The following is a 13,253-nucleotide window of genomic DNA, read 5'->3' on the forward strand; positions in this document are numbered from 1 at the left end:
GAAATACGCCGGAGCTATTCTGGCGTTTTTTTATTGTTGATATGTGTGCTCATGCCGGTTCTCACGATAAGGAAACGGTGCACCTTTCCCTTTTGACCTTTCAGCGGATGGATTGTTCTGATCCCTGCCGTTTTTTTTTGCGTGTTTTTCTGCATCACCACGTGATGTGCCGTTCCAGTGTCTTCTCTCATCAGGATTAGTTGAGTGATTTTTTTTTTGGTCTTTATCGAAAGAATGATCCTTTTCTTCCTTTATCTTGTTGTCTTTGTTTTCATCATCAGGTTTTTGAGGCTTTTGAACAGATCCTTGCTCTTCCCTCTCTGCTTCCTTCTGCTCTTTGTCCTCAGCTTCAGGAGCCTCTTGATCTGGCTTCATCTCTTCGCTATCGTCTGGCTTTACTTCTTCTTGTTTGTCTTTATCTGCTTCTTCTTCATCATGTTTCTTAGGATCTTCTTCCTTCACAGCATCATCCTCTGCTGCATCTTCATCCTTTTTGATGTCTTCATGTTCTTTGTCTTGCATTTCTTGATTTCTAATATATGTTCCTGTTGAAATGCCTGCCTTTTGAGCTTTTTCTCTCGTTTCCAGGTCACTTTCCACAGTTTCCAGCTTATAATTGCGTTTTTGATATTCACCAGAGATGGTGTTAATTTTGCTTTTTACGTTTGTTTTATATGTATTGTCCTGCTTGTTTTCATAAACGGTTGAAATATAAATACTTTTAGAGTCGTTCACATATCCTTTTTTGTCACAGTCATCTATAATTTCCTGCACGACTTTGGTCATGTCATTTTTTTCTAAATCCTTCATACTCGCCAATACTTGCTTCGCATCTTTATTCAGCGGTGTGACACCGATCACTTGATAATTGTGATCAAGCTTCAGCTCAAAGCTTGGGTTAATGTCAATTGTCATATATGCATATGCTTTTTGACTTGAGAAAGATGGCATCATAGTAAAAATTACGACAATAATCGCTGCAATTGATAGGATTCCCGCATTTAATGGACGTAAACAAAGCAGGTCAAAAAAACCGGCTCTTTTTCTTTCGAGACGTGATTCATTTGGAAATGTCACTTCTTGGCCGATTTCATAGTTTTGCTGTTCATATTTTGTCCGCAGAAATTGTCCATCAGGGGTCAGCAGCGTGACATATTTTTTGTTTTTCTCTACTATAATGCCTCTTCTCATGAATTAAGCACCCCTTTAAGGTAATCTTTCAAATACACATAATCACCTGTCATAATGATCGCCATCGCAATGATATATTTTCTATTTCTCTCAATCGTTTTGCGGCTGACTTCCACTAGCTTTTCCAGCTGTTTGACGGGCAATTGTTTTTTCTGAAATAAAATGGTTCTCAGCTCATCGTGTTCAACGAGTGTATGGGCTACTTTAATGGCATTCTGCCTGGCATCTGCATGCTTTGGTGAATGCTCGAGCAGCTCTTGAAACGTGAGACCGTATACTTTCAATCGTTCTTTAAAATGTTCAATCTCTTCTCTTCTATGTTCTTGTTCAATTAAACGCCTATATTCATTTGCTGAGAGCTCTGCTTCAATCATGCTTTGAGAGTATTCGCCATTCTCACTTTCTTGCAGGTCCATTTGAACCGTTGGCGCATTTCTCGCTTCTTTTCGAATATAATCGATCACTTTTCTTTTAATAATTAATTCTGCGAAAGCAAGCAGTGAGTTTCCTTTTTCGGCAGAGTATTTTTCTATCGCTTCATTAAAGGCAATTAAGCCTATGCTGAATTCATCATCTTTTTCATCTATATATCGTTTACAAACGGATGAAACCGTCTTAGCGACAAATGGTTTGTATTGCTCTATTAATGCATTTTGCAGCTCGATATCACCTTGTTGAATACTGATAGCCGACTGCTCTAATGTTTGTTTTTTCTTTCCTTTTTTAAACAAAAGGCTAAGCAATGGTTTCACCTCAGTTCTCCCTATATTACTCATTTATGATAGCTAATTTATGAGGGAAGCGCAAAGGAAGAAATGAGGAATTCATTTCCTGTTACTCAATTATGACATGTATGTCGTCATCTACTTTACAATGTTTCGTCTAAAAGCAAAGAAATAAGGGGGTATCTCCCCCTTATTTGTAATATACGTGTTATGAAAATGAAATGATATTTCTTTCAAAAAACCTACTCTCCTAGGCGTGCCTCTTGTTTCTCCTCGTTTTCCTGCCCGCCTTTTCTTGATGGACTTGATAAAAACCAGCCAAAAGCTGCAATTGCGAGAAGCACTGTCCAGAAAATGACTTTCCATAATGTTGAATGGATAAAATGAGACGATACGACCCCAATGGCTGGATGTGACAGTGTATAAAGCGTGAGCTTCACACCTACCCATCCGACAATGACAAATGCTGCTGTTTCTAGGCTCGGTCTTGTTTTGAGCAGTTTCACAAAGACCGTGGCTGCAAATCGCATAATGACAAGACCAATGATACCGCCTAAAAGAATGACAATAAATTGACCGCCATCGAGTCCACCGATTTGCGGAAGACTTGTTGCCGGCAGTGTCACAGCTAAAGCGACGGCCGCTAAAATGGAATCTACAGCAAAAGCAATGTCGGCAAGCTCTACTTTCACGACTGTTGCCCAGAAGCCGCTTTGTTTTACGTTTGTTTCAGTTTCCTTTTTCTTAAATACGTGCGATTTTAAAATATGGTGAATGGAAATATAAAGAAGATAAATTGCGCCAATGGCTTGAACTTGCCATACATCCACTAAAAATGAAATAAGAAACAGAGAACCAAATCGCATGACAAACGCACCTGCAAGTCCGTAAAACAGTGCTTTTTTCCTTTGTTTTTCAGGAAGGTGTTTGACCATCACGGCCATGACCAGCGCGTTATCAGCTGCTAAAATTCCTTCTAATCCAATCAGTACGAGCAGAACCCACCCGTACTCTAAAATAATGGCTGCATCCATCATCATTCCTCCTTGTTTTTATCTATTGTCCCACAACAGACAAAGGCTTATGAATGCAAAAAAGACCTTTGCCTGTAATGGCAAAGGTCTTGCTAGACATGTGATATGTAGAATCATGCCAACAAAGCCGATGAACATCAGTCCATGTAATGACGACTTTGTTTCCGGTAAAAACCGGACGCTACTCCCCTTTGGCGGGATTTAGAATATTTAGATTACTTATATCTTAATCAATAGACACTGGATTGTCAACAGGTGACTTTCACTCTGATCCATTGATTAAGCAGTTGGCGTTTCTGTTTTTCTTTTTCTTCGTTTTATCAACAGGTAGAGAACAAACAATAACACAACACCGATCCCAATTGGTAAAAGATATGGATCTAACATGGTGCCAACCTCTTTCCAGTTCTCTCCGAGCATAAACCCAAGATACACATACACAAACGTAATTGGTGTAATCGCCAAAAACGTATACAGGCAAAAGACCCACACATTCATCTTGGCAATACCGCATGGGATAGAGATAAGCGTCCTAACCCCTGGTATAAACCGGCCGCTGAATGCAACGAATCCGCCATGCTTTTCAAAGAAAGCATCCGATTTATCAAGCGACTCAGGTTTTATAAAAAAGTACTTTCCATATTTATTTAAAAAGGGTCTGCCGCCGTAACGTCCTAACCAGTACAAGGTCAAGGGGCCAGCCACGCCGCCAATAGAGCCGGCCGCCACAACTCCGATAAAGGCCATGTCCCCTTCAGAGACCCAGTAACCCGCAAGAGGCAAAACCACTTCAGCAGGTACAAATTCAATGCATAATGCGAGGAAGATGCCAAAATATGACAAGTTCTTGAAGGCATCAGCTAAAGAAATAATAAAATCTTCGATGTTTATCAAACCCTTTCACATAATCATTTGACTGATTCTATCTCTTTTAAGAATCACACCATATATTAAACGAATAAAACCGAAGAAACGATTCACTTTTCGTCGTTTTTTTACATTAAATTTGATTTTACTATAAATGAAGAATGAAAAAAACGCTGATTGTTGTATTTAAGTGAAGGAAAGGTGAACACAGAAGCGATTCGATCCGATATATTAAGTATATGTCTGTTTTAAGATACAGGAGGTTTTCTTACATGACCCATTTAACAGGAAGCTACAATGGATGGCTTGTCTTTCTATCAATCGCTGTCGCCGCTGTCGCCTCCTACTCAGCTCTTCATATAGCCAGCAGGGTAGCACAGTCAAGCGGTGCAAAGAAAAAGGTATGGCTGCTCATTGGTGCAATGATCATGGGAATGGGGATATGGTCGATGTATTTTATTGGCATGATGGCATTTCAAATGCGTGTTGGCATCACATATGATACTCCCTTACTGATTTTATCTATTTTGGTCTCATTTATCGGATCCTTGATTGCTTTTTCAATATGCATTCAAAAGCAGGTCTCTAGAAGACGGCTGCTCATTAGTTCAATCACCATGGGTACAGCTATTTGCAGCATGCATTATCTTGGAATGGAATCAATGGCCAATGTCTCAATCAGCTATGATCCAGTCCTCTTTTTTCTTTCATTTTTCATTGCTGCCATTGCCTCCTACTTTTCATTGAAGCTCTTCTTTCGTGTTGAGCACATGAAAAGTAAACGGAAGAATTATCTTTTAAAGAGCCTTGGGTCAATGTTGATGGGCGGTGCTATAGCAGGCATGCATTATACTGGTATGGCTGCCTCTACCATGTTTTATCATTCAAATGGACAGGCCGTTGCAGGTGGTTTTTTTGAAATGTCGCCATTCAGTCTGTCGATTTTCATCGGATTGATGACACTTATTGTCCAAACGCTGATGATCTTTGGTGCCTATATTGATCACCGGATCATGACGCAGTCAGATCAGCTGAAAGAAAATGAACAGCGGTTTCAATCGCTTATCAAACATAATATAGACGGCATTATCGTGTTATCTGTCGATCGAAAGGTTCTTTCTGCAAATGACTCTGGTAAACAAATCTTAGATTTGTGCAATTCTAAGATTGGTGATGATGTCAGCCAATATGTGATGCCTACTGAGTTGTGGGAAGAATTTATTTCTCAGTCAAAAAAAGCCATCACACGCGAAGCAGAACTGAAAGCAGCAGATCGTTTTTATTATTATCATGTCACTTACATACCCGTTCATGTGAACGATTCACTTGACAGCATTTATCTTATTTTAAAAGATTTAACGCAGCAGCGGATTGCAGAAAAAGAAATTCATGTGATGGCACATTATGATGCATTAACAGAGCTTCCTAACCGCCGCCACGGCATCAATCATTTAAATGATGTTCTCTCCGCTCAAGAAAAGGCAAAAACATCAACAGCGGTTCTGTTTCTGGACTTAAATCGTTTTAAAATTATTAATGATGCACTTGGTCATAACATAGGAGACTTACTGCTGAAAGCTGCCGCAAACAGACTGACGAAATGTTTACCGGACAATGGCTTTATCGCAAGACTTGGCGGTGATGAATTTTTAATGATCTTTCCTCACATGGATCATGATACACAGAAAATCGAACAATTTTCTAAAAATATCATCCATCAATTTGAACGTCCTTTTTTCATCCAGAACCATCAGCTCATTACATCAATCAGCATTGGGATCGCCATCTCTCCGCAAAATGGCAAAAATGGGATGGAGCTGATGAGAAAAGCCGATATGGCCATGTATTTATCCAAAAAACATAAGCAAAGCCGATATGAGTTCTTTACCGAATCCATGGAAAGATTGAGTGAGGACAGGTTAAACCGGGAGCTGGAGCTGAGGGATGCCATTCAAAGAGAACAATTTGTCCTTCACTACCAGCCGCAAGTCAGTGCCAAAACAAGAAAAATGACTGGGGTTGAAGCCCTTTTAAGAATGAAGGCACCAGATGGTTCCTTAAAGTCACCTGAAGCTTTTATTGAGCTGGCAGAGGAATCAGGACTGATCATCGATATTGGCAGATGGGTCATTGATACAGCTGGCAGGCAGGCAAAAATGTGGTATGACGATGGGCTAAAGATCCCTGTGGCTGTCAATTTATCTGCGAAACAATTCAATTCTGAAGACTTAATTGATTTGATCAAGCTGACACTGAAAAAATACGATCTGAAACCGTCACTCTTGGAGCTTGAAGTCACCGAAAGTATGACAATGGACAATATCAAACAATCAAAACAAGTGTTAACCTCGCTGAAACAGCTTGGTGTCCGCATTAGTATTGATGATTTCGGCACAGGACACAGCTCCTTAAGCTATTTAAAGGATTTACCTATCCATCGACTAAAAATTGATAAATCCTTTATTGAGGATATTTTAAGTGATTCAAAGTCTGAACAGATTACAGGAGCTATTATAGCGATGGGACACCAATTATCTCTCGAAGTCATAGCAGAAGGTGTTGAAACATTTGCACAGGCCCAGCTATTATCTGCCCAGGGATGTGACGACCTGCAAGGGTTTTATTATGCCAAGCCGCTGCCAGCAAGCGATATTGAAAAATTCATTGCCTATCCGGCGCAGCTGGACACATAAAAAAGGTGCCAATTACGGCACCTTTTCGTTTTATCTAAATAATAAATGCTGACTGTGAATACCTGCTTTTTTCAATAGACTAATCAATTGTTCTTGTTCTTCACGCGTCAGACCAGAGAATGCACGCGCGATCCGAAGCGAGTGGATCGGATAAATCTTGTCAAGATAACTTCGCCCTTTATCCGTTAAATGGGCATAAACCGACCGTTTATCCTTGGGGTCCTGTTCTCTTTCAATGAAACCATTTCGTTCTAATTTGTCAATTACGTACGTCACATTCCCGCTGACAAGCAGGAGTCTTGAGCCGATTTGCTGAAGCTTTTGAGCACCTCTTGTGTACAGTAATTCAAGAACGGCAAATTCAGTTGGATTAAACCCATGCTCTTTGCTGTCTCTAATACTGTGTTCTGAAACGCTTTTAAATGCTCTTGCAAAAACCTTGTAAAGCGTCATTGAGCGTTCTACTTCTTCTTCATTAAACGATAGTCTCATCACATATCTACCTCTTATAATATTTTTTTAACTTCAAGGCTGTCTTGCGGTGCAGTTGGAGCCTTTCGTAAAAAATAGAAGTACGTTTTTGAAAACCCTTTCAACCACATAAGTGACTCCATTCGTGTTATGTATAAGTTTTCGATATAAACTTTTAAAATCCTTCTTATTTTTCACAATCATCTCGAAAAAAAGCTTTTTCAGCAAACCATCAAGATGTGACACACTTTAACATAATCTGTAAAGAATCTATGGTTTCTTGCACTTCATTCGTCAAATTTCTACAAAATTCAATATTGCTATAATATTAAACACAAAAAAAGAACCCTTTATGTGACATACGCACATTCCAAGGGATTTTTACAGATAGCGCTCTGTTTTGTTGAAAAAGAAATGATACTCTTTTTTTAAGTCACTAATTGTCATGTTCTTGGCCGCATCAGGGCTATAAACCCCCAATGAACATAGCTGCTTTGTATAATAATGTCTTTCTTTTGCTAAAGCTTCTTTTAATATACGCCGCATCGATTATCCCCTCCTATCAAGTGATTTGGATCGGTGCTTATGAAGACCTCTTATACAAATCATTTTGTATGGCTCTTAGAAGCGCATGTGCATTCTGTCCTGCAGCCTGCATGAATTGCTCAAGCAATTCATCCCTCTTCACATCTAATGCGATGATTTCTTTTGCCATACGTATGATCTGTGCTTGCTCCATCATATGCTCCTCCTCCTATGTCAACTCACCATGATTATATGCCGTCGTAAGATATGTTGCACACTTCCTGTCATCTTTCCTCCCATGATTTTTTCATTTTTTCCGTTTTTGTGTTATATTTTCTAACAAACGATAGGTTTTTTTACTTCTCGTTCTATATAATATGAAGAAAAGACTTGCAGGGGTGAGTGTATGACGCAGGAAGATGTATCTTATAAAGATAAAAAAGTCATTTCAATCGGGATTGTCAGTGAATTAACAGGACTTTCCGTCAGGCAAATCCGATATTATGAGGAACGTAAACTCATCTACCCCCAGCGCTCAACAAGAGGCACACGGAAATATTCTTTTGCAGATGTTGAACGTTTAATGGACATCGCCAACAAACGGGAAGACGGTGTGCAGACAGCTGAAATTTTAAAAGACATGAAGAAAAAAGAACAAGCGCTAAAAAGCGGACAATTTAAGAAAAAAATGCTGGAAGGCCAGATTAACGCACACTTTCGGTATAAAAATCGATAAACAAATAACGAATCACTTACTCTTTAAAAAAAGCTTTGTTCATATTGATTGTTGCAATTGCTTAATGAAAAAGAGACAGCAATTGCTGCCTCTTTTTTCACTAACGCACCTGTTAAGTGCAACGATTTAGTGTTCATCAATTCGTTCAGGAATCGAAACGGTTCGTTCATTGATCACATTCCCCGTGTTTAGAGTCGTTTTGGGTTCTATTAATAGCAGATGAACTTCTTCTTCAGCAATTGGCTGATGTTCAATTCCTTTAGGAATCACAATAAACTCTCCTTCATTAAGAGTTATTTCACTATCCCTGAAGCGGATGACCAGCTTCCCTTTACATACAAAAAACATTTCATCCTCGTCATCATGGTGATGCCAAATGAATTCACCTTTAATTTTTACCATTTTAATGTATGAATCGTTCAATTCTCCGCTTATTCTAGGATTCCAATAATCATTTATTTGCAAAAATTTCTCTTGGACATTCGTCTTTGAAATCAATAGATTCCCTCCTCATTCATTGGTAACGTCTTGTTTATCTTTTCCTAGATAAAATTCCCTACCTCACCATCCTCCTTAGCATCAACTCTTATATCATTAAGTTTACTTATTCCATTGGATCACGTAAAATCAAAAAATAATGTATAGTTAATCACAATTTGTGATGCAAAAGGAGAGTTATCTTGGATATTAAATCTTTGGAAGTGTTTAAAGCGGTTGCAATTGAACAAAGCATCACAAAAGCTGCACAGAAATTAAATTATGTGCAGTCCAATGTTACTGCACGAATCCAACGTCTTGAACAAGAATTAGGTGTTCCCCTTCTCTATCGATATCATAAGAAGATATCTTTAACACCAGCAGGACGCGAACTATTGCCTTATGTAAACAAATTACTCTACGATTTCGAAGAAGCGATAGAGGCAGTAAAGCTTTCCTCTACTCCGCGGGGAACTTTACACATTGGTTCTATAGAGTCAACCGCTTCTACAAGATTGCCAAAAATTTTTTCTGAATATCATCAGAATTTTCCACAAGTAGATTTGAGTATGTATATGGCACCTACAGTAGATCAGGTCAGTGCTATTCTCAACTACAAGGTAGACGGCGCATTGGTAGATGGGCCCATTCTTCATCCGGAAATTATTGAGTATCCTGTATTGGACGAATCTCTGGTCCTGATTACAAGCTATTCCACAGAGCAATTCCAGGTAGAATCAATTTTACATGAACCATTGCTCTCATCATTCGCGCATTGCATCTATTTGGGCCGTTGGCAGCAATGGCTAGAGAGCAATGGCTATCCTCCTATGAAGGTAATGGAATATGGTACTTTAGAGGGCGTGCTTAAATGCGTTGAAAACGGGCTGGGAGTTACCGTATTACCAAAATCTATGGTTGAATCTCGGATGCAGGGCGGCTTTACCTGTCATCCATTACCAGAGCCACATAGAATCGTGCCCACTGTGTTTATAAGGCGCCGCGATTCTTACATGACCAGTGCCCTCTCACACTTTATGGAGTTAATGGGTATAACGAATATATGATCGGCAACAGATATTTTTTTGTAAATAAGGTGATTTGTGATAAAAAAGAGGATAGATAGAGCTAATTTCTGTCAGCTCTTCTATCCTTTTAAATATACCTTGACTTTTATTTAGAGGATGCCTCAGATCCTTCAACGACCCCTACAAAGTCTATCCGTACACCGCCTCTTTCAGGATCTTCTTTCACCCGCAGGGCAAGTGCCTTTTTCTTCCCGGTTTTTGCATCTTCATAATTCGCATGGAACACATGAATGCTGGCTTCTTCCAATTGAAAATCCTCATAAGAAAGCGTGTCTATGCCCCATTCTTTTTTCAGTTTCAGAATGTCATTCGGGCTCGGAACTGCACCTTCGACGTAGATGTCTTCCATTTTTCTTTTATTTCCTTCAGTGATAGCTTCGAGCATATGCTCTGCAGCCACTAGCCTCCGGTCTTTCCCCTCGTCCTCCCTTTGACATGCACTCATCAAAAGCATACATATCAAAATGAATAAGAATTTCTTCATGTTTCTCTCCCACCTTCTCCTTAAAATGTAAAGGATGGAAGCGCTATATGCAATCTTTATACAAAAAAAGACTGTAAAACGTCATGTTTTACAGTCTTAGATTGTGGACAAAGGATGGTCCTTTGTCTACCTTTCAGCGCGATCTGAAAACCTTTGAAGTCTAGGAAGGACGAGTACCGGAGCGGAGCGAATTGAACATTCGTGAGCACCGGCACGCAAGGACTGACAACGAATGCAAGGGTTTGTCGGCGCGCTGAGACTGTAAAACGTCATGTTTTACAGTCTTCTTGCTACATAAGTGTATGGAGGAACGCTGTCGCAATTCCAAAATAGATGAGCAGTGATAAAATATCATTCAATGTTGTAATTAGCGGCCCAGATGCAATAGCCGGATCCACGTTTAATCTGTGTAAAATAATAGGCACGACCGTACCTGCCATGGTTCCAATAATCAGTGTGGCAAGAAGTGAGGAACCGACAACAAATCCTAAAATCATATTGCCCTGCCACACCATTGCGACGACTGTAATAATGATGGAACAGACAATCCCAATGTAAATACTTGTTCGGAGCTCTCTAAAAATCAGTCGCACAATGGTTTTCTTCGTTAATTCTTCTTTTGAAAGTCCTCTAATGACGACCGCAAGCGACTGTGTCCCTGTATTCCCTGTCATCCCAGCAATCATTGGCATGAAGAAGGCTAAGGCGACGACTTGCTGAAGGGTATCTTCAAAGTAATTTAAAATACTGCCTGAAATCAGCCCAATGAATAAGAGCAAAATGAGCCATGGGAGACGGCGGTATGCCGCAACAAAAGCAGGCGTGTCGAACGTAATATCTTTACCAGAGGCAGCGAACTTCTCATAGTCTTCTCCTGCCTCTTGAATGACGACATCAATGATATCATCGACTGTGACGATTCCGACTAGAACATTGTTCTCTTCCACAACAGGAATGGCAAGAAAATCATACCGTTCAATCAGCTTTGCGATTTCTTCCTGATCCTGAAAGGCTCCAACCGCAATGACTCTTGTAAACATAAGGTCCTGCACTTTTTCATCTGGTTCACCTAAAATGAGATCCCGGTACGACAGAACCCCTACTAGCTGCTTTTGATCATTAATGACATATAAATAGTTGATCGATTCTGCAATTTCAGCAAAGCTTTTCAGCTTTACAACTGCGTCCTGAACCGTATAATGCTGAGGAATCCATACGTACCGGTTGGTCATGATCCGGCCTGCTGTCTCAGCAGGATAATTCATGAGAAGCTGGACGGCCTTTGATTCCTCTGCCTCCATGTTTGATAAAAGCTGATCTTTTAGCTCATCATCCATTTCATCAAACAAGTTGGCTAGATCATCGTTATCCATTTTGTTTGTGACGAAGGTGGCCTTGTCTTTCCCTACTTTTTCAAGCACAATTTCTTGGTATTCGCGCTCAAGCTCACCCATCATTTCCGTCACATCATCGACTGTTAAAAAGCTGAGGAAACGGCCGCGATGTTTTTCTGGAAGCTCTTTAAATAAATAGGCCATATCATATGGCTGAAGTTCTTCCATAATGTTTTTAAATTCTTTGCGTTTGCCATCTCTTAATAAAATAATGATTCTTAAAATGAGTTCATCGTACGTAATGTTCTGTATCATCGCTGTTACCTCCCCAAAGTCAGGAGATACCCGAATCCCTTAGAATGTGCGGGGGTCAGGATCTCCTCTATCTGATGCGTCAATCTGATCTTTTGACATACTCTCTATGTGTCTCGAATCGGGATGATCCATCCCCACACCTCCTTTTCTCATAAAAAAGCACCTTCAACCGAATGAAGGCGCTTTGTAAGCATGACAAAATAAACACTTGCTCCTTCAATCGTAGAGCTTTAGCACTGTATGGCATAGGATAAAATCCAGCTGCATTAAAAATCACCTTATGTCGATGATTTCTGTTGACCCATTGGCGTCTTTGGACATTTTTGGGCAGCAGCGTATCTCCATACAGGAGCCTCACCTAACGAAGTCTCATATTGTTAACACACTGAGATTACAGAAAAAGCGGAATGATGTCAATAAGCAAGATGCCAAATATCCTTATGTATTCGCTTACTTTTCAAAAAAGAGCGATAGACAGCTCGGCCATCGCCCTTTCATGTCTTTTTATTCCTCTTCCGGCTGATTCATATCCTCTTGGGAGAGGAGATGAAAGGAATCATGCAAAAACAAAGCATATCCTTCTCCATCAGGGTGCGGAACGTATTCCGCATGATCCATTGTCTGCTCTTCTTCTTTTTTCTTCATATTCTCTCGCCTCCTTTCCCGTAGTTTGTCCCAATGAAAAAACCTTACACATGAAAGTGTAAGGTTTGGTCATGGCTTAATCATCCCATTCTTGCTTCAGGATTTTGCCTGTTTTAGCGGAAATCTCAAAATCAACTTCCTCGCCGCTTGGTGTTGTGATTTCAATCTCGTAAATGTACACACCATTTTCTTTATCTAAATCAGAATCAGTGACTGTGCCTTTTACTTTTGCAAGAGCCATTTTTTCAGCCTGTTTTTTCGTGATCTTCACATTCTGTTTCTTTTCTTTGACTGGATCATTCAGCGCTTTTCCAGTTTTTGCATCGACATATACTTTATATTCAAAGCCGCCTTTTTTAATCTCGACCTCATACACCCATTTTCCTTTTTTACGCTCTAGATCCACATCATCTACATAGCCTTTCACCACTTTTAAGGCTGCTTTTTCAGCTTGTTTCTTTGAAACAAATGACGATTTCTTTTGCACCACTTGCTCGGCGTTTGCTGTTTGATTTGTATTTTGCGCTTGAAGTGTGAAACCACCTGCGACAAGAGTTCCCGTTAATGCTGTAGCTACTAGTACTTTTTTCATCATGTTCATTTCCTCCTCTGTTTGATTTCTTCTATATCTTAAAAAAACAAGATGATAAAGGAAGGAAAGAAACATG

Annotated in this window: 15 protein-coding genes and 2 riboswitches; of the genes, 3 read left to right on the plus strand and 12 right to left on the minus strand. The window is 39.8% G+C overall.

Annotated features, from left to right (window positions below; genetic code table 11):
- Positions 1 to 30: 30 nt before the first annotated feature.
- The 4 genes from ACLGGR_RS02935 to ACLGGR_RS02950 all read right to left on the minus strand — a co-directional run bounded on the left by ACLGGR_RS02935 (position 31) and on the right by ACLGGR_RS02950 (position 3,844).
- Positions 31 to 1,191, minus strand: a complete 1,161-nt coding sequence (locus ACLGGR_RS02935; protein ID WP_410972459.1) for an anti-sigma factor domain-containing protein — start codon at positions 1,189 to 1,191, stop codon at positions 31 to 33.
- Positions 1,188 to 1,943: an RNA polymerase sigma factor SigI gene (sigI, locus tag ACLGGR_RS02940; RefSeq protein WP_003210952.1), complete on the minus strand. Its 756-nt coding sequence runs from the start codon at positions 1,941 to 1,943 to the stop codon at positions 1,188 to 1,190. The genes ACLGGR_RS02935 and sigI overlap by 4 nt, the downstream gene beginning before the upstream one ends.
- 215 nt (positions 1,944 to 2,158) lie before the next feature.
- A complete protein-coding gene (locus tag ACLGGR_RS02945) occupies positions 2,159 to 2,950 on the minus strand; it encodes a TerC family protein (protein WP_142944623.1) in 792 nt (263 codons plus the stop codon).
- Positions 2,951 to 2,981: 31 nt separating this feature from the next.
- A riboswitch (yybP-ykoY riboswitch) is annotated at positions 2,982 to 3,152 on the minus strand.
- Positions 3,153 to 3,229: 77 nt separating this feature from the next.
- The gene (locus tag ACLGGR_RS02950) at positions 3,230 to 3,844 is read right to left on the minus strand and encodes a DedA family protein (RefSeq protein WP_142944622.1); all 615 of its coding nucleotides are present in this window, start codon (positions 3,842 to 3,844) and stop codon (positions 3,230 to 3,232) included.
- A gap of 245 nt (positions 3,845 to 4,089) precedes the next feature.
- Between ACLGGR_RS02950 and ACLGGR_RS02955 the strand changes: the two genes are divergently transcribed.
- Positions 4,090 to 6,510 carry a bifunctional diguanylate cyclase/phosphodiesterase gene (locus ACLGGR_RS02955; RefSeq protein ID WP_410972460.1) on the plus strand — a complete coding sequence of 807 codons (2,421 nt, stop codon included), beginning with the start codon at positions 4,090 to 4,092 and terminating at the stop codon, positions 6,508 to 6,510.
- Between the two features lie 30 nt (positions 6,511 to 6,540).
- On the opposite strand, the gene ACLGGR_RS02960 is transcribed toward ACLGGR_RS02955, so the two are convergent.
- The 3 genes from ACLGGR_RS02960 to ACLGGR_RS02970 form a co-directional block, all read right to left on the minus strand.
- On the minus strand, positions 6,541 to 7,005 hold the full coding sequence (locus tag ACLGGR_RS02960) for a MarR family winged helix-turn-helix transcriptional regulator (RefSeq protein WP_095408317.1): 465 nt from the start codon (positions 7,003 to 7,005) through the stop codon (positions 6,541 to 6,543).
- Between the two features lie 357 nt (positions 7,006 to 7,362).
- Positions 7,363 to 7,527, minus strand: coding sequence for a hypothetical protein (locus tag ACLGGR_RS02965; protein WP_041106000.1), 165 nt, complete (start codon positions 7,525 to 7,527; stop codon positions 7,363 to 7,365).
- Between the two features lie 37 nt (positions 7,528 to 7,564).
- Entirely contained in the window at positions 7,565 to 7,720 is a 156-nt protein-coding gene (locus ACLGGR_RS02970) for a hypothetical protein (protein WP_185847124.1), read from the minus strand.
- A gap of 192 nt (positions 7,721 to 7,912) precedes the next feature.
- Here ACLGGR_RS02970 and ACLGGR_RS02975 point away from each other — a divergent pair, with 192 nt between their 5' ends.
- Positions 7,913 to 8,242 (plus strand): MerR family transcriptional regulator, encoded by a 330-nt coding sequence (locus tag ACLGGR_RS02975; RefSeq protein ID WP_024424656.1) that lies wholly within the window; start codon positions 7,913 to 7,915, stop codon positions 8,240 to 8,242.
- A 126-nt stretch (positions 8,243 to 8,368) separates the two neighbouring features.
- Here ACLGGR_RS02975 and ACLGGR_RS02980 read toward each other — a convergent pair whose 3' ends face one another.
- Positions 8,369 to 8,740 (minus strand): cupin domain-containing protein, encoded by a 372-nt coding sequence (locus ACLGGR_RS02980; protein WP_142944620.1) that lies wholly within the window; start codon positions 8,738 to 8,740, stop codon positions 8,369 to 8,371.
- Between the two features lie 182 nt (positions 8,741 to 8,922).
- Between ACLGGR_RS02980 and ACLGGR_RS02985 the strand changes: the two genes are divergently transcribed.
- Positions 8,923 to 9,786 (plus strand): LysR family transcriptional regulator, encoded by an 864-nt coding sequence (locus ACLGGR_RS02985; protein WP_410972461.1) that lies wholly within the window; start codon positions 8,923 to 8,925, stop codon positions 9,784 to 9,786.
- Between the two features lie 106 nt (positions 9,787 to 9,892).
- Here ACLGGR_RS02985 and ACLGGR_RS02990 read toward each other — a convergent pair whose 3' ends face one another.
- The 4 genes from ACLGGR_RS02990 to ACLGGR_RS03005 form a co-directional block, all read right to left on the minus strand.
- The gene (locus ACLGGR_RS02990; RefSeq protein ID WP_251215574.1) at positions 9,893 to 10,291 is read right to left on the minus strand and encodes a hypothetical protein; all 399 of its coding nucleotides are present in this window, start codon (positions 10,289 to 10,291) and stop codon (positions 9,893 to 9,895) included.
- Between the two features lie 290 nt (positions 10,292 to 10,581).
- Positions 10,582 to 11,940, minus strand: coding sequence for a magnesium transporter (gene mgtE / locus ACLGGR_RS02995; protein WP_142944617.1), 1,359 nt, complete (start codon positions 11,938 to 11,940; stop codon positions 10,582 to 10,584).
- 208 nt (positions 11,941 to 12,148) lie between these two features.
- Positions 12,149 to 12,313: riboswitch (M-box (ykoK) riboswitch) on the minus strand.
- 131 nt (positions 12,314 to 12,444) lie between these two features.
- Complete coding sequence (locus ACLGGR_RS03000) at positions 12,445 to 12,585, minus strand: hypothetical protein (RefSeq protein ID WP_003212346.1); 141 nt, start codon at positions 12,583 to 12,585, stop codon at positions 12,445 to 12,447.
- Between the two features lie 76 nt (positions 12,586 to 12,661).
- A complete protein-coding gene (locus ACLGGR_RS03005) occupies positions 12,662 to 13,180 on the minus strand; it encodes a PepSY domain-containing protein (protein WP_122631240.1) in 519 nt (172 codons plus the stop codon).
- Positions 13,181 to 13,253: the final 73 nt, after the last annotated feature.

The sequence above is a fragment of the Bacillus sp. BD48 genome (assembly GCF_046566805.1).
Taxonomy (GTDB): Bacteria; Bacillota; Bacilli; order Bacillales; family Bacillaceae; genus Bacillus; species Bacillus safensis.